The following is a 15,903-nucleotide window of genomic DNA, read 5'->3' as shown; positions in this document are numbered from 1 at the left end:
ATGGCCAACCGCAGACGCCCCACTCGACGCAGCTTCAGCGTCACCCAGATCCTCGGTGAACTGCTGCTCACGATGGGTGTGGTCATCCTGCTCTTCGCCTTCTACGAGTCCTACTGGACCAATATCGCCGCGGGCCGTCTCCAGGATGAGAAGGCCAGCGCGCTGGAGGACGCCTGGGGGGAGACGGAGAACTCTGAACGGGTGAACCCGCGTCAGCGTCTGACCCCGGAGCTCGGTGAGGCATTCGCCCGCATGTACATCCCCGCTTTCGGCTCGGATTTCCAGTTCGCCATCGTTGAGGGCACCGATGACGCTGATCTGCTGGCCGGGCCGGGACGTTATGTCGATTCCCAGCTGCCCGGCCAGGCCGGCAACTTCGCCGTCGCTGGCCACCGCGTGGGCAAGGGGGCCCCTTTCAATGACCTGGGCAACCTGGAGGTGTGCGATGCGATTGTCGTGGAGACGCAGTCCGCGTGGGTCACCTACCGGGTGCTGCCCATTGACGCGCAGGGGGAGGTGCGCCGGTCCGAGGCCGAGGGCTGTCTGGGCCCGGAGCAGGTCGAGCGGGTCACCACCGGTGAGTATGCCGCGGTCCAGGGCCGGCACATCACGCTGCCGGGTGCCATCGAGGTGATCAACCCGGTGCCGGGCCAGTGGGCTGCGGTCACCCCGGAGCTGGAAGGCATGATCACCCTGACCACCTGTCATCCGCAGTTCTCGAATGCGGAGCGCATGATCATCCATGCCATGGAGGTCGAGTCGACCCCGAAGATCGCCGGCGAACGCCCGGCAGAACTGGAGGAGATCTAGATGTACGGACCGTTGTGGCGCGCACTGCCGGGCCCGTGGCCGGTGAAGCTGGTCCTGTTGCTGGTCCTCCTGAGCGCGGTGTTTCTGCTGCTCATGGAGGTCATCTTCCCCTGGGTGTCCACCTTGATGCCCTACAACGACGTGGCGGTCTGATCAGAGGCTGATCACAGGCTCAACCGGTCAATGACCTCGTGGGCCACCAGCTCCGCCTTGAGTGACTGGTCCTGGTTGCTGAACACGACGACCGCCCGGTCCTCCTTCTGCACCGCGTAGAGGGCCCCGTTGTGCCCGGGCACCATGCCTGCGCCGGCCCGCCCACCGGACCAGCCCTCCGGATCCTCCGCGGGCTCGGTGGTGTCGATGGGGGCGGCCCAGTCGACGACAGCGATCGCGGAATCCACGTCCGGCATGTCCCGGACGATGACTGTCAGGTGCGGCTCCTCGGGGTAGGACCAGAAGACACAGGCCGGTGTGTCGAAGCGCGGGTCCACCCCGACGCCCAGGGTGCGCTGGCCGTTGGTGTCGGAGACCCAGGTGGTGTCCAGGTACGGACATTCGTCCTGGCTCTCCCGTCCGCCGGGGATCTCCGGCATCGCGTCATGGGGCAGACCCGAATCAGTGACGGTGCCGGCGGCCTCCGTCTCCACCGCGGTCTCCGGTGTGGCCGAAGGTTCCCCGGTGGTGGGCGAGCAACCGGTGAGCAGCGCGGCAGTGAGGGCAGTGACGGCAGCGACGGCGGGGACAACGGAAACGCTCGGTAGGCTCAGACGCATGGAGACCAGCTTAGATCCCCAGGAAGGCGTGGATAAGCTCCGGCGCACCCGGGCACCGGATGAGGATGCCCTGACCGACGGTGTCCACATCCTCACCACCGTCCTGCTCATCGCTGCCCTGGCAGGCTCGGTGAACCTGCCCTTCGGTGAGGCGGCGCTCAACCTGCTGCTCTGCTCCGGCTTCGCGGTCCTCTACTTCTACGGCTCCGCGATGCAGCCGGAGTGGCGGGAGGGCACAGGTCTGGCGTGGCTGGCCAGCCTGACGCTGCTGTGGGTACTGGCCATGGCGATCTCCCCGGTGAGCATCTACCTGCTGTTTCCCCTGCTCTTCCTGTATCTGCGGGTCATGGATGATGTCCGTGGTGTGGTGGCGGTGTTGGCGGCGACCACCTCCTCCGTGCTCATCCAGTTCCCCACGGGGCTCACCGTCGGTGGTGTCATGGGACCGGCGGTCTCGGCGGCCGTCGTCCTGGCCATCCACTACGCCTTCCGCACCCTGGTGCGCATCAGCCGGGAACGGGAGGAGCTCATCGACCAGCTCATGGCCACCCGCACCCAGCTCGCGGAGACGGAACGCGCCGCCGGTGTCGCCGAGGAACGCCAGCGGCTGGCCCACGAGATCCACGACACCGTCGCACAGGGGCTGTCCAGCATCCAGATGCTGCTGCACTCCGCGGAACGAGATCTGCTCAATCTCGGGCTGGATGAACGGCAGCTGGCGGGCCCCACCCGGTTTATCGAGCTTGCCCGCACCACCGCGAAGGACAACCTCGGCGAGGCCCGGGCGATGATCGCCGCCCTCCAACCGGCCTCGCTCTCCGAGACTTCGCTGGAGAATGCCCTGGGTCGGATCGCCGCCGGCTTCGCTGCCGCGGGGGAGCTCAACATCGAGGTCAGCGTGGAGGGCAATGGCCGGCAGCTGCCCATGCGCACTGAGGCCGCTCTGCTGCGGATCGCGCAGGGGGCGGTCGGGAACGTGGCCAAGCATGCGGGTGCGAGCCGCTGCCGCGTGACGGTGACCTACGAACCGGACGAGGTGCGTCTCGACGTCGTGGACAACGGCCGTGGCTTCGACCCCTCCGAGGTCGCCGGACGGCCCTCCGGCCTCGGCCACATCGGGCTCGACGCGATGCGACGCAGGGCCGCTGAACAGGGTGGGAGCCTGGAGGTGGAATCCACCCCCGGCTACGGCACGGCGGTTTCCGTGGCAATCCCCCTACCGGCGGAAACTGGGGGTGGGGTTAAACTCGAGGAAACCCAGTGTGAAGAATCTGAGCGGGAAGGGATCTGAATCGCCATGATCCGAGTGCTGTTGGCAGATGATCATCAGATCGTCCGTATGGGGCTGCGTGCCGTCCTGGAGGAGGCCGAGGACATCGAGGTCGTCGGTGAGGTGGCCACCGCTGATGCGGCGATCGCCGCAGCCCAGGCTGGCGGCATCGACGTCATCCTCATGGACCTGCGCTTCGGCCCCGGTGTCGAGGGCACGCGGGTGACCACCGGTGCGGAGGCCACCGCCCGGATCAAGGAGTCCATGAGCACTCCACCGAAGGTGCTGGTGGTGACCAACTACGACACCGATGCCGATATTCTCGGGGCGATCGAGGCCGGGGCCGTCGGCTACATGCTCAAGGACGCCCCACCAGCCGAACTGCTCGCCGCCGTGCGCTCCGCCGCAGAGGGTGACTCCGCCCTGTCCCCGGTGGTCGCCGACCGGCTGATGACCCGGGTGCGCACCCCGCGCACCTCCCTGACACCCCGGGAACTGGAGGTGCTCACCCTGGTGGCCGCCGGTTCCTCTAACCGGGAGATCGGGCACGAACTCATGCTCTCCGAGGCGACGGTGAAATCCCACCTCGTGCACATCTACGACAAGCTCGGTGTCCGTTCCCGTACCTCGGCGGTGGCTGCCGCCCGTGAACAGGGTGTGCTCTAGCAGTCCGCGCCGGGCTTTCAGGACCGCACGGGGGCGTGTGTCTGCTCAGTCTCCGTTGAACTGCGCTCCGTGTCCTCGGCGGTGGTCTCTGACTTCTTCTCCCGTGCCGGTCGCGGGTCCAGCAGCCAGGCCACGAGGCAGCCGAAGACGATGCCCCAGAACGGGGCGGTGATGCCGAGCAGGGTGATCTCGGAGACCGTCACCAGGAAGCACACCAGTGCACCGGTGGAGAAGGCCCCGGAGAAACCGGCGACGAAGGCGTTCTTCAGCGGCGTGAGCATGGCGATGCCGGCCAGTGCGGCGATGAAGGACACCGGCATGGCGAGCATGAAGCCCACGAATGCGGGGGAGAACAGACCCACCGCGATTGCGCCGAGTGCGGTGACCATCGCGGCCGCATAATGGCGTTCCTTGCGCGGGCCCGCGACGATGAGCGCGTTCGTCGGCCCGGTCAGGCAGGTGGTGATGTTGCCGATGAAGGCCATGGGGATGGACACCAGACCGCTGGCGGCTGCGGCGAGGTTCACGCCCGGTCGGTGGCCGGCCGCCCGCAGCACTGCCACGCCCTGGCCGTTCTGGACGATGACGACGGTGATGGCCAGCGGGAGGACCAGCTCAATCATGGCGGCCAGGGAGAATTCCGGGCTGGTCACCACCGGAGTGGCGATGAGGCCGTCATCGAGGATACCGGTGCCGAGTCGTCCGGCGATGATGGCGACGACCGTGCCCACGACCGCGGCCACCGCCACGGGCGGAGCGACTGCGGCCACCCGGGCATTGATGCTCAGGGCGATGAAGATGATGATCATGGGCAGGGCGATGAAGGGATCATCGACGGCAGCCCCGATCAGATCCAGGCCGAAGCGCAGGAAGATGCCCGCCACCATCGCCATGACGATCGTCGGTGGGAGCACCGCCATGATCCGTCCGATGAGTCCGGTCCAGCCCAGGAGAAAGACCAGGACACCGGTGGCCAGGTAGGCACCGATCACCTCCCCGAAGCTGAGGTGGGTGAGGGCATCGCCGGCGAGGACGGTACCGGGGATGGTCCAGAAATAGGCCTGGGGGCTGCGGTAGAGCCAGGTCAGCAGGAGGGTGAGCAGGCCGTTACCCAGGAAGGCGCCGAAAATCCAGGAGGAGGTCTGCCCCGGGTCCAGGTTGCCGGCGGCTGCGGCGGCCAGGATGACGGCGATGGGGCCGGAGGCGGAGAAGATCAGGGCCACCAGTCCGTTGCCGATCTCCTGCGGGCCGAGGTCGCGGGCGATCTCCCGGAGCGTGGGGCGGGGTAGATGCGGTCTCTCGATTGCGAGCAGAGGTGACAGAGCCATGGGCGACAGTGTGGCATGTGACACGTTTCCCGGCCAGGGCTCTACCCCCTCACTGTCCGGTGGAGGTGCCCGGGGGTGGGCTTCTGCAGGATCGGCCCAGTTCAGGCCGCCCACAAATAGTTCGCATAGCGTACACAAGTACCCCCACCGAACGCCGCCGGGGGCGGGAAGCAGTGAAGGCGCGTCGCCGGACTGGTGTCCGGCCACGCGCCCTACGGGAGGTGCAGCTACTGCGCGTGCGCTGCGTTGTAGAGGTCCATGATCCGGGCGGGAATCTTGCCGCGGTCGGAAACGTCGTGTCCTTCCCGGCGGGCCCACTCGCGGACGGCCCGGGAGCGCTTCGCGGAGGAGGCGCTCTGGCGGCTGCTGCTGCGCTGCGTGGTGGTGGGGGCCGGGGCGGTCTGGGCAGCGGCGATCCACGGCTCCAGCGCCGCGCGGAATGCGGCGGCATTCTCCTCGGAGAGATCGATGAGGTAATGACTTCCGTCGACGCTGAAACGGATCTCGTTCACTTCATCGTCCTCGAGAGGGGTGTTATCAAGGTCATCGTAATACTGGGTGATGTTGCGGCGTGCCATGATGGATTTATCCTTTATGTGGGGGATCAGTTACTTAATCGGCAATTTCTCAAGTATCTCTCATGCTAGACCGAATATCCCCCTTAGTCACTATCGGTCCTGATGATTCACAGGGAAATGAAAGGGGAAATGGAGAAACCGTCGAATTGCTCACTCCAGTAACAATTCGACGGTGTGGTGAATTACATTAGTCCGCGGCAATTCAACCGCGGTGAAGCCGCTCCTGAATTTCCCCTGCCACCGCATCAATATCGCGGGAGATGGTGGAATGCGCCCGCCGGCGCTGTTCCGGTGTCATGAATTCGGCATTATCTGCTGCGGTATCCAGTTCCGCGAGTCGCTCCCGGACATCCACCACGAAACCGGGCGGGAGCTGCTGTTGGCTGAGGTTGCTCCGCACGCCGTCAATACGCGCCTTCAGGTCAGCCCCATGGCCGGAGTATCGTGCGAGCTGATCGGCAGAGACACCCACCCGACGCGCCCTGGCATCGACATACTGTTCCCGCCCGGCGGTGATGGCGCGGTAGATCAATGGCAGCATCACCGGCAATGCCACCCTGGCCAGGCCCGAATAACGCTTGAAGGTATCGGTATTGAGCCGACCGGCACGCAGCTGTTTGAGCGTGTTGTCCGCCATCTTCTCCTCATGGCGACGCTTGGCCTTCAGTCCCTTCTTCTCATCCTTGAGAAGATCCTTCTCAAATTTGTGCAGCAGCCTCTCGCGCTTGAGCTGCAACTTCGCCTCTTCCTTCGCTTCATGCTTGGCGCGGACTTTCGCAGCCTGCACCTCTGCCTTCGTCCTGGCTCGGCTCTTACGGATGGCTTCGAAAATGCCCATGTCTCTGAGGCCCTTAACTTCCGGAGTGAATGGTCTGTTTCAACATTACCTGCGGGGGTGGGTTATGCTCACGCCATTGTGATTGCCCAGCACGTTAGCGCCGCTGATCTGGTGGGTTGCCGTTACCGGCAGGTCCAGCGGCAGGTTCACCCGGAGATTCCCCGCACCCGCGCGGCCGCGATGCGCAAGGCGCGTTCCGACGCCGCCCGCGCCGCCGTCCACGCCCGGCTGCCCGTCGGCCCGGCGCTGGGGGACAGGCGTCGTTTCCTCCGCACCGACATTCCCCCGCTCCAGCTTGAGGAGGACACCTTCTCCGTAGAGCTGGCCACCCTGGAAGCGCTGGCTGCCCGGGCGGACCTGATCACGGGGGCCGTGTTCACGGGCAACTCCGACGGCATCCCGTGGCGGGTCGACGTGGACCTGCTTGTGCGGCGCCCGGATGACACGTACCTGCCCGTCGTCATCAGCAACCACCGTGTCGCCCGGGCGGACGAGCGTTCCACCGCCACGGTCATCGCCACCGCCCGCCTCGGCCTGGGGGAACCTGTCCAGGCACCCTTCCGGCTCCGCCACCACGTCGCAGACGGCTACCGCCTGGCCTTCGCCGCCCGCGCACTGGCGGAGATCGGCCTCGATTCCGGCACGGGGGCGGCGATCGGGCAGGACAGGTCCCGGGCCTTCCTGGCGCCCACGGCCCCCCTGCAGCCGGCGCTGGACGTCGCCCTGGCCACGGAACTGCCGATCGGCCCCCGCCACGTCAAGGAGTGCGCCACCTGTCGCTTCTGGCCCCGGTGTGAGGCGGACCTGCGGGCAGCCGACGACATCTCCCTGTACCTGCGCGGTGACCGGGCCCGGGACTTCCGCGAACGCGGCATCAACACGGTCGCCGGACTCATCGACGCCGGGCTCGGGGAAGCCAGCGAACTGGCCGCCGCCTGGCGCGCGGGCACCGTCCTGCTGCGCAGGGTGGACACGGTGACGGCACCTGCGACGGACGTGGAGATCGACGTCGACATGGAGGCCTACCTTGACCAGGGGGCCTACCTGTGGGGTGCCTTCGACGGGGAGGACTACCATCCCTTCGCCACCTGGGTGCCCCTCGGTGGGGACGGGGAGGCGGAGAACTTCGCGCGCTTCTGGCACTGGCTCATGGACCGCCGGGCCCGTGCCCGGGCAGAGGGGCAGAGCTTCGCCGCCTACTGCTGGTCCAATAACGGGGAGAACCACTGGCTGAAGATGTCCGCGCGGCGCTTCGCCGGCCGCGTCTTCGGCGATGTCACGGTGCCCGCCGAGGCGGAGATCCAGGAGTTCATCAGCAGCGACGAATGGGTTGATGTGTTCCGGGTGGTGCGCAGCCAGCTGGCTGGCCCTTCCGGCCTGGGGCTGAAGGTCGTCGCCCCGGAGGCCGGCTACACCTGGGAGGACGGGGATTTCGACGGTGAGGAGTCCATCAACGCCCGCCGCGTCTCCCGGGGTTCGGATGCGGCCGCGATGCAGGCCCGCGCCCAGCTCCTGCGTTACAACGAGGATGACTGCCGGGCCACCGCCGCCGTCCGCCACTGGCTGCGGGCCGGCGCGCCGGGCGTACCCCGGTTGGGCGGCTAGTTCTCAGGAGGTGCGGCGGCCGAGCACGGTCGCCACCGCCACCACCACGAGGAGGCCCACCGCCAGGACGAGCACGAAGCCCGCCCAGCTCAGCGCCATGAACACCAGCCCTGTGGCGCCACCGACCAACGAGGAACCCGCATAGTAGCTGAACAGGTACATGCTTGAGGCCTCCGCCCGGTGGTCGGTGGCGGCCAGGCCGATCCAGCTGGAGGCGGTGGAGTGCATGGCGAAGAAGGCCGCCGTGAACAGGAACAGGCCTGCCAGGGCCGCGGGCAGCCAGTCGGCGGCGGTGGCGAGCAGCCCGGCCAGCATGAGGGCAGCACCGGCGGAGAGGACGGTGCTGCGGCCGTATCTCTCGGCCAGTGCGCCGGCCCGGGTGGAACTCCACGTGCCGGACAGGTACATGAGGAAGACCACGCCCACCAGGGCGGGGGAGAGGCCGAAGTGCTCGACCATGCGGAAGCCGAAGAAGTTGTACAGCGAGACAAAGACCCCCATGCCCACGAAGGCGATGATGAACAGTCCCAGCAGACGGGGGTTGCGCAGGTGGCCGAGCATGGCGGCGAGCTCGGTGCGGGGGCCGATGTGTTTCGGGGTGAAGTTCTGCTGCGCCGGCAGGAGGAACCACATGAGGAGGGCCGTCAGCAGGGCCACCGTGGAGCTGGCCAGCAGCGCCATGCGCCAGTCGGTGATCTCAAGCAGCCCCGCCGGGATGAGACGACCGGTCAGTCCGCCGACGGTGGTGCCGGCGATGTAGATCCCCATGGCCCGGCCCAGATCGAGGGGATGGATCTCCTCGGCCAGCCAGGTCATGGCCACAGCCGGGACGCCGGCAACGGCGATGCCCTGCAGGGCCCGCAGGGCGATGAGGGCGGCGGCGTTCGGGGCCAGGGGGAGGAGCAGGCCGACAATGGTGGCCGTGATGGCGGAGAGCACCAGGACCCGGCCGCGGCCGAAGCGTTCCGAGAGGATCGACATCGGCACCACGCATACCGCCAGCAGGCCGGTGGCGGCGGAGACGGTCAGGGCCGCCTCTGTGGGCGTGATGTCCAGGTCCTCGACCAGGACGGGCAGCAGGGCCTGGGTGGCGTAGAGGGTGTTGAAGGTGGCCAGGCCCGCGGCGAGCAGGGCGAGGACTGCGCGCCTGTAGTCGCGGTCGCCGCGTCGCAGGCCGGTGGGCGTGGTCATGGTGATCATCCTGTCCTACTGGTCATCATGTGTAAAATGCTCCGCATGGAGCTTTTCGATACGATTCATGCATGACCGGGATCTCCACCTCTGACCTGCAGGGCTTCGTCATGGTCGCCGAATCCGGTCATCTCACCGACAGCGCCGCACAGCTCGGTGTTCCCCAGCCGACCCTGAGCCGGGCCGTCCGTCGCGTCGAGCGGGGTGTCAGGGCCGAACTCTTCGAGCGCCGCGGGCGCAGCCTGGCGCTCAACGCCCGGGGGCGGGCCTATCTGCCCCACGCCCGCCGGGCCCTTGCGGAACTCGCGGAGGGGGCCGGGAAGGTCTCCCGGTTGATGGACCCGGAGCTCGGCACGGTCCGGCTGGATTTCATGCACTCCCTGGGTACCTGGCTGGTGCCTGACCTGCTGCGTGACTACCGGGCGCTGCATCCTGGAGTCGACTTCCTGCTTCACCAGGGTGACGCCCGCTCGCTCGTGGACCGGGTGCTTGCCGACGCCGCCGACATCGCCCTGGTCGGCCCCCGCCCGGCGGAGGCCGGCACGGACCTCAGCTGGCACCAGCTCAGTGTCCAGCGCCTCGCGCTGGCCGTGCCTGAGGGGCACCACCTGGCTGCTGTTGCCGGTCCTGTTGATCTGCGGGAGGCGTCCGGGGAGCCTTTCGTCGGCATGCTCCCCGGTTACGGGACCCGCACGCTCCTGGACTCCATTGCTGCTGAGCTCGGTTTCAGTCCGAACCTCGTGTTCGAGTCGATGGAACTGAGTACCGTCGCCGGATTGGTCTCTGCAGGCCTGGGGGTGGCTCTGCTGCCCCTGGATGATCCTTATCTGGCGCCGGTGGGTATCGTCCTGCGCCCGGTCGATCCGCCGCAGTACCGTGAGCTGGGACTGGTGTGGCGGGCCGGGGCGCTCGCTGCCCCGCCTGTGGATCAGTTCCGGTCTTTCATCCTCCGACAGGGAAACGGGTGACGCCCCGCTCACGGGGAGTGAGGCAGGGCGTCGATGTTTCACGTGAAACCCGGGATGTTTCCCGGGGACGTGGGGGTATTACTTGGCTGCGGCGTAACGCTGTGCGACGTCGTCCCAGTTGAAGACGTTCCACACGGCCTTGACGTAATCGGCCTTGACGTTCTTGTACTGCAGGTAGAAGGCGTGCTCCCACATGTCCAGCATCAGCAGCGGGGTGAAGTCGACGGAGATGTTGCCCTGCTGGTCGGTCAGCTGCTGGATGATCAGGCGGCCGGCGATGTGGTCGTAGCCGAGCACGGCCCAGCCGGAGCCCTGCAGGCCGAGAGCAGCTGCGTTGAAGTGGGCCTGGAACTTCTCGAAGGAGCCGAAGTCGCGGTCGATGGCCTCAGCCAGCTCGCCGGTCGGGGTGCCGCCACCGTTGGGGGAGAGGTTCTTCCAGAAAATGGAGTGGTTGGTGTGGCCGCCGAGGTTGAAGGCCAGGTTCTTGGACAGTGCGCGGACGCGGTCCGGGTTGGCCTCGCCGTTGCGCTCCGCCTCGAGTGCCTCGAGGGCGGCGTTGGCGCCGCCGACGTAGGTGGCGTGGTGCTTGGAGTGGTGCAGCTCCATGATCTCGGCGGAGATGTGGGGCTCGAGGGCGTCGTATGCGTAGTCGAGCTCGGGAAGTTCGTAAACTGCCATGTTGTTTCAGTTTCCTTTCGTTTAAACAGGGACGTTCCCGACTGTACCGCCGGAAACCGCCCACTGACCATGATAAGTGAAAGAATCATTTCCGCAACGATAATGTTGCCGAAATGGATCGATGCTGGTGGCGGACCCCGCGAAAGCGGGCGTACAGTAGGAACCATGTCCTGGATGTTTGTCCGCACCCCTGAACTTGTACCCACCGACAAGGCCTTGCCCGGCCGTGACGCCCCGGTCCTGGCCCATCCCCGTCCGCACGCCGTGCTGGGCACCCCGATCACCGGCCCCTGGCGGGAGGGGCAGCGCTCCCTCCTCGTCGGCATCGGCTGCTTCTGGGGCGTGGAGAAGATCTACTGGGAGATGCCGGGCGTTGAGGGGACCTCCGTCGGTTATGCCGGCGGCACCACCCCCAACCCCACCTACCGCGAGGTCTGTGGCGGCGGCACCAACCACGCCGAGGTCGTCGAGGTGGTCTATGACCCGGAGAAGGTCACCCTGCAGCAGCTGGTGGCCACCGCCCTGGAGAACCATGATCCGACCCAGGTCATGCGGCAGGGCAATGACGTGGGCACGCAGTACCGCTCCGCCTTCTACACCACCGGCCCTGACGCGGAGGCTGAACGCGATGAGGTCCAGTCGATCGTCGACTCCTACGCCGCCCAGCTCAAGCAGCACGGCTTCGGTGAGGTGACCACGGAGGTGCGCACCCTGGCGGAGACCGATTCAGGCGCCTACTACCTGGCCGAGGACGAGCACCAGCAGTACCTGCACAAGGTGCCCCACGGCTACTGCCCCCACCACTCCACCGGAGTGGCCTGCCGCCTGCCGGAACAGTCGTAGCGGCCGCCTCATCCCCAGACGATCTCGTCGAGGGAGCCGATGCTGTCTGCGGCGTTCCCCTCGCGGGCCAGGTGGATGGCGGTCATGCCCACCTTCTGCGCCCCCGCCACGTCATTGACCCAGGAATCGCCGATCATGACGGTCTCCTCCGCCGTCACACCGAGCCTCTCCAGTGCCCCGAGGTAGGCCTCCGGCTGCGGTTTCGGCGCGCCGATCTCCACGGTCGCGCACATGACCATGCCCTCGCGCCACAGGCCGGTGCTCTCCATCTTCGCCTGCTGCATGACCTGTGCCCCGTTGGTGAGGATCCCGACCTTCAGCCCGGCCGCCAGGGCGCTGTCGAGGGAGGGGCGTGCGTCGGGGAAGGCCCGCCAGTTCTCCCGGTAGACCGCGAGGTAGAACTCGTAGAGGTCGAGGGCCTCGGCCTCGCCCAGCTCAGGGCGGCCGAGGAATTCCCGGCAGCGTCCGACCCGTTGACCCATGTGGCTGATCTCGCCGTTCTCGAAGCGGGTGAACCAGCGTCGCTCGATATCCGACCACCGGTCCCACTGGCCGTCGGGCATGCCGAGGGTGCGGCACCAGGCATCGACCCCGGCGCGGGCGGCGTGGTCATGGTCGACGAGGGTGCCGTCCAGGTCGTAGAGGACGGCAGCGGTGGCGGCGGGGAGTTGCATGCATCACAGGGTAGGTGACGTGGCAGTGACATTAGTTAAAGCGGTGTGAATTCTCGGCTGCCCGGTTTGCGGACCCGCAGGTCAGTCGGGACAATGAGGGCCGTGAGCATCACAGGGCACCACCGTACCGGCCCCCGGATCACGCGACGGGGGCTTCTCCAGGGCTCCCTGATCGCCGGCGCCGCGGCAGCCGCACCCAGTTCCCTGACCCGCGTCCGCGCCTCCGATATCCAGGCCTACGCTGATGTGGATCTCGATTCCCTGCACGCCCCCCTTCCTTATGCTGACCCGGAGTACCACGCGTTCATGCACGGGGTGGCCTCGGGTGATCCGCTCCCGAATTCCGTGATCCTGTGGACCCGGGTGACCCCGACCCCGGAGTCGGTCCCCGGTTCCGGGGTCGGCCCTGATGTGCTGCTGCGCTGGGAGGTCTCCGAGGATCCGGAGTTCTCCGTCCTGACCCGCGCCGGTACGGTCACCGCCACCGCCGCGCAGGACCACACCGTCCACGTCGACCCCTTCGGCCTGCGTCCGGGCACGGTGTACCACTACCGTTTCACCGCCCTCGACGGGGCGCAGGCGGGTCGGGTGTCCCGCACGGGGCGGACGCGGACGGCGCCGGCGGATGACGCGGACGTCGAGAAGCTCAGTCTGGCGGTGTGCTCCTGCGCGAATTTCGAGGCCGGCTACTTCTCCGCCTACTCCGACATCGCCCGCCGGGCGCATGCCGGGGAGATCGACATTGTGGTGCACATGGGCGACTACCTCTACGAATTCGCGTCCGGGGACTACGCCGGGAAGTACGGGGTGGTCCGCCCGCACGTGCCCACCTGGGAGATCCGTACCCTGGCGGACTATCGCTCGCGCTACGGCCACTACCGTCGCGATGTCGAGCTGCAGGCCGCCCATGCCGCCGCGCCCTGGGTGGTGACCTGGGACGACCACGAGATCGCCGACAACGCCTGGGAGGGTGGGGCGCAGGGTCACGACTCCTTCCACGGTGACTGGCACACCCGCCGGGACGCGGCGATGCAGGCCTACCTGGAGTGGCTGCCGGTCCGCGGTGATGCGCCCTCCAGGGGTGGGCGCATCTACCGGACGCTGCGTTTCGGCCGCCTGGCGGAAATCCACATGCTCGACCTGCGTTCCTACCGCAGCGCCCCGGGGGTGCTGCACCCGGTGCAGCGCAACGCGGTCGACCGTACGATCATGGGCTCCGAGCAGTTCACCTGGCTGGCCAACCGCCTGACCGCGGCCGATACGCGGTGGAACCTCATCGGCACCTCCGTCATGATGGCCCCGCTCAACCTCATCCACGTCGACCAGGCTGTGCGTTCCCAGCTGGCGGGCATGGTGGGGCTCGATGTCGCGGGCACCCCGGTCAACGTCGACCAGTGGGACGGTTATGCCGCAGACCGCGAGCGCCTGCTCGATGAGCTCGCCCGGGAGCACGGCCACGGACGCAACGTCTTCCTCACCGGGGACATCCACTCCGAGTGGGCCAGTCACATCCACCACGGCGACCGGATCATCGCGGCGGAGCTGGTGTGTTCGTCCATCACAGCCAACAACGTCGACGAGATCCTCGGCCTGGCGGAGGACAGCCCCGTCTCGCAGAGTGCGGAGCGTCACGTGCTGGCCCACAACCCGCACATCCGGCACGTGGACCTGGACGCGCACGGTTACGCCACCCTCACTGTCCACCCGACGCACGTGGACATGTCCTGGCAGCGCGTCCGCGACGTCACCGTCGCCGGTTCCCCGGTGGTGCAGGGCCCGGGCGTGCGTTACGACGGCGCGCTGATCACCGCCTGATCGAATCGCGCCGGATGAACGCCCCGGCGCGCAGGGCCAGCCGCCTGTCCATCCGCACCGCGGCGTGCCCACCGAGCACCGCGTCCCAGTACCAGAGCATCTCCTCGTGGTAGTTGTGCCCGTGGCCGCCGGGCACCAGCAGGGAGGTCAGCTGATCCAGGCCGATCTGCCAGCCGGTGATGAAGGGGATCCAGCGCATCCCCTGGAACACATCCAGGCGCTGCGGGCGGGGGCCCGGCACCCCGCGGGAGCCGGGTTCGGTGAGCCAGACGGGGCGGCGCCAGAACAGCTCCTGGTCCCACCACACGATGGGGTCGGAGGGGTGCTGGGCGACCACGACGCGGGGATGGTCCCAGTCGTGGGCGTAGGGCATGCCGCTGAAGTCCTGGCGCAGGTGCTCGGGGTGGGAGACGAAACGCACGTGCCGGCCGCCGCCGACGACCGGCAGTCGGGCGGGGGTGCCGGCATCGCGGGCGTCGGTGAGGCCGCGCAGCATGCGGGTGAAGCGGGGGGCGCCGGAGAAGAGGGCACCGTCGGTGCGTTCGAGGAGGTCCTCCAGGCCGTCGAAGGAGGTGGCGATGCCGTAGGCGCCGAGTGATTCCCCCGCGACGTAGAATTTCGGTCTGTTCTCCGGGGCCATCTGCCCCAGGCGGCGGAGGATCGCCTCGATGAGGATCCGGGAGGCGCGCACCGGGGTGTCATGGTCCACCAGGTAGGACAGGGCGGAGGGGAGGAAGGAGTACTGCATGGCCATGGTGGCGCAGTTCCCGCCGGTGAGGAATTCCACGGTGTCCACGGACCAGTCGGTGATCCAGCCGGAACCCGCGGAGGTCTGCAGCACCAGGGTGCTGCGGTGGAAGGCGCCGGTGCGGTCCATCTCCGCGAGGACGAGCCGGGCGGCGGACTTCAGGGAACGCCCCGGCACCAGGCCGACGAAGATCCGGATCGGTTCCCGGGCCTCCGCCAGGCCGGTGACCTCGGCTATGTCCTTCGCCCGCGGGCCGAGGGAGAGCACCGCCCGACCCTGTGAACCGACGGCCGACCACCGTTCCAGGGACCACGGGGAACCGGAGCGTTCCGGTTCCCAGGGCATGCTCGTACCGGGGAAGACGGACTGGTTGAGCTGTTCGGCCCGCTGGGACATATCCGCCAGGAACCGGCGCATGAGCACCTTGTCGCTGAGCACCAGCGCCAGCCAGGTCAGGCCGCCGGCTGCCAGCGACCATGCCACCCCCAGCGGCATCCAGCGGGAGAGCCGGCGGCCGAGCTCGTCGACGGAGACCTGGGCGGCGTCACCGAGCAGCAGCAGCATCCCGTAACCGGCGGTGCCGACCACCCCGCCGGCGAGGGCGTGCCGGCCGCCGCGCACGTGCTCCAGGTGAACCAGGCGGGCCTGCTGGCGCTGCCGCCGCAGACTCATGAAGACCGCCCCCATGGTCACCAGCGCCACCGCCGTGTGGCCGGTCTCCAGCCAGAAGTGGCGGACCCGGGCGGGCGGGCGCAGGCCGTGCCGGCGCAGCCACCGGTTCAACGCCCAGGACACCCCCGTGCCCGCCACATGACCCGCCCCCTGGCAGATGGCGACATTCGCCGCAGTCACCCACCAGGGACGCGGCAGCAGGGAGGGGGAGATCGCCCACCACGTGGCCAGCTCGGCGCCGAGGATCCCGGCGCCGAGGTCCTCCGGGAGGCGGCGGCGCCGCGTCATCCGGAAACCGGGTGTGAGGTCGGCGGTCACCTCCAGGGCAAAGGCTGCCCCCCTGAGTGCGTGCACCGCCACTGGCGCGGCGGCGGCCAGAATCCGGTGGTGCAGGCGGCGGGGAACCCTCATGTGGGCGATTCTGGCAGAGCGACGTGGGGTTTGCA

At 68.0% G+C, this 15,903-nt stretch carries 16 protein-coding genes; 8 read left to right on the top strand and 8 right to left on the bottom strand.

What is annotated here, in order from left to right; all coding sequences use genetic code 11:
* A complete protein-coding gene (locus EAH68_RS04000; RefSeq protein WP_126120036.1) occupies positions 1 to 810 on the top strand; it encodes a class E sortase in 810 nt (269 codons plus the stop codon).
* Positions 811 to 963, top strand: coding sequence for a hypothetical protein (locus EAH68_RS14695; protein WP_164546390.1), 153 nt, complete (start codon positions 811 to 813; stop codon positions 961 to 963). It begins immediately after the preceding gene.
* An 11-nt stretch (positions 964 to 974) separates the two neighbouring features.
* Here EAH68_RS14695 and EAH68_RS03995 read toward each other — a convergent pair whose 3' ends face one another.
* Positions 975 to 1,583, bottom strand: a complete 609-nt coding sequence (locus tag EAH68_RS03995) for a DUF2020 domain-containing protein (RefSeq protein ID WP_126120035.1) — start codon at positions 1,581 to 1,583, stop codon at positions 975 to 977.
* Here EAH68_RS03995 and EAH68_RS03990 point away from each other — a divergent pair.
* A complete protein-coding gene (locus tag EAH68_RS03990) occupies positions 1,582 to 2,874 on the top strand; it encodes a sensor histidine kinase (RefSeq protein ID WP_126120034.1) in 1,293 nt (430 codons plus the stop codon). The two genes, EAH68_RS03995 and EAH68_RS03990, sit on opposite strands and share 2 nt — an antisense overlap.
* A gap of 6 nt (positions 2,875 to 2,880) precedes the next feature.
* A complete protein-coding gene (locus tag EAH68_RS03985; protein ID WP_126120033.1) occupies positions 2,881 to 3,519 on the top strand; it encodes a response regulator in 639 nt (212 codons plus the stop codon).
* 17 nt (positions 3,520 to 3,536) lie between these two features.
* Here the strand turns inward: EAH68_RS03985 and EAH68_RS03980 are convergent, their stop codons facing one another.
* From EAH68_RS03980 to EAH68_RS03970, 3 genes are all read right to left on the bottom strand, one after another.
* A complete protein-coding gene (locus EAH68_RS03980) occupies positions 3,537 to 4,847 on the bottom strand; it encodes a benzoate/H(+) symporter BenE family transporter (RefSeq protein ID WP_126120032.1) in 1,311 nt (436 codons plus the stop codon).
* A gap of 227 nt (positions 4,848 to 5,074) precedes the next feature.
* On the bottom strand, positions 5,075 to 5,425 hold the full coding sequence (locus tag EAH68_RS03975) for a histone-like nucleoid-structuring protein Lsr2 (RefSeq protein WP_126120031.1): 351 nt from the start codon (positions 5,423 to 5,425) through the stop codon (positions 5,075 to 5,077).
* Positions 5,426 to 5,627: 202 nt separating this feature from the next.
* Positions 5,628 to 6,263 (bottom strand): DUF6474 family protein, encoded by a 636-nt coding sequence (locus tag EAH68_RS03970; RefSeq protein WP_126120030.1) that lies wholly within the window; start codon positions 6,261 to 6,263, stop codon positions 5,628 to 5,630.
* A 78-nt stretch (positions 6,264 to 6,341) separates the two neighbouring features.
* Between EAH68_RS03970 and EAH68_RS03965 the strand changes: the two genes are divergently transcribed.
* Complete coding sequence (locus EAH68_RS03965) at positions 6,342 to 7,868, top strand: TM0106 family RecB-like putative nuclease (protein ID WP_126120029.1); 1,527 nt, start codon at positions 6,342 to 6,344, stop codon at positions 7,866 to 7,868.
* Positions 7,869 to 7,871: 3 nt separating this feature from the next.
* On the opposite strand, the gene EAH68_RS03960 is transcribed toward EAH68_RS03965, so the two are convergent.
* Positions 7,872 to 9,059, bottom strand: coding sequence for an MFS transporter (locus EAH68_RS03960; protein ID WP_164546389.1), 1,188 nt, complete (start codon positions 9,057 to 9,059; stop codon positions 7,872 to 7,874).
* A 71-nt stretch (positions 9,060 to 9,130) separates the two neighbouring features.
* Here EAH68_RS03960 and EAH68_RS03955 point away from each other — a divergent pair, with 71 nt between their 5' ends.
* Complete coding sequence (locus tag EAH68_RS03955) at positions 9,131 to 10,027, top strand: LysR family transcriptional regulator (RefSeq protein ID WP_126120027.1); 897 nt, start codon at positions 9,131 to 9,133, stop codon at positions 10,025 to 10,027.
* Positions 10,028 to 10,105: 78 nt separating this feature from the next.
* Here EAH68_RS03955 and EAH68_RS03950 read toward each other — a convergent pair whose 3' ends face one another.
* A complete protein-coding gene (locus EAH68_RS03950; RefSeq protein WP_126120026.1) occupies positions 10,106 to 10,705 on the bottom strand; it encodes a superoxide dismutase in 600 nt (199 codons plus the stop codon).
* Positions 10,706 to 10,870: 165 nt separating this feature from the next.
* On the opposite strand from EAH68_RS03950, the gene msrA reads away from it, so the two are divergent.
* A complete protein-coding gene (msrA, locus tag EAH68_RS03945) occupies positions 10,871 to 11,548 on the top strand; it encodes a peptide-methionine (S)-S-oxide reductase MsrA (protein ID WP_206436347.1) in 678 nt (225 codons plus the stop codon).
* Positions 11,549 to 11,556: 8 nt separating this feature from the next.
* Here msrA and EAH68_RS03940 read toward each other — a convergent pair whose 3' ends face one another.
* A complete protein-coding gene (locus tag EAH68_RS03940) occupies positions 11,557 to 12,222 on the bottom strand; it encodes an HAD family hydrolase (protein WP_126120025.1) in 666 nt (221 codons plus the stop codon).
* 102 nt (positions 12,223 to 12,324) lie between these two features.
* On the opposite strand from EAH68_RS03940, the gene EAH68_RS03935 reads away from it, so the two are divergent.
* Positions 12,325 to 14,037 carry an alkaline phosphatase D family protein gene (locus tag EAH68_RS03935; protein ID WP_241228282.1) on the top strand — a complete coding sequence of 571 codons (1,713 nt, stop codon included), beginning with the start codon at positions 12,325 to 12,327 and terminating at the stop codon, positions 14,035 to 14,037.
* On the opposite strand, the gene EAH68_RS03930 is transcribed toward EAH68_RS03935, so the two are convergent.
* A complete protein-coding gene (locus tag EAH68_RS03930; RefSeq protein ID WP_126120023.1) occupies positions 14,027 to 15,868 on the bottom strand; it encodes an alpha/beta-hydrolase family protein in 1,842 nt (613 codons plus the stop codon). The genes EAH68_RS03935 and EAH68_RS03930 overlap by 11 nt on opposite strands.
* Positions 15,869 to 15,903: the final 35 nt, after the last annotated feature.

The organism is Corynebacterium hylobatis (assembly GCF_003955685.1).
GTDB lineage: Bacteria > Actinomycetota > Actinomycetes > Mycobacteriales > Mycobacteriaceae > Corynebacterium > Corynebacterium hylobatis.
Note: the sequence above shows the minus strand (reverse complement) of the source record. Positions and strands in the feature narration are given on the sequence as shown.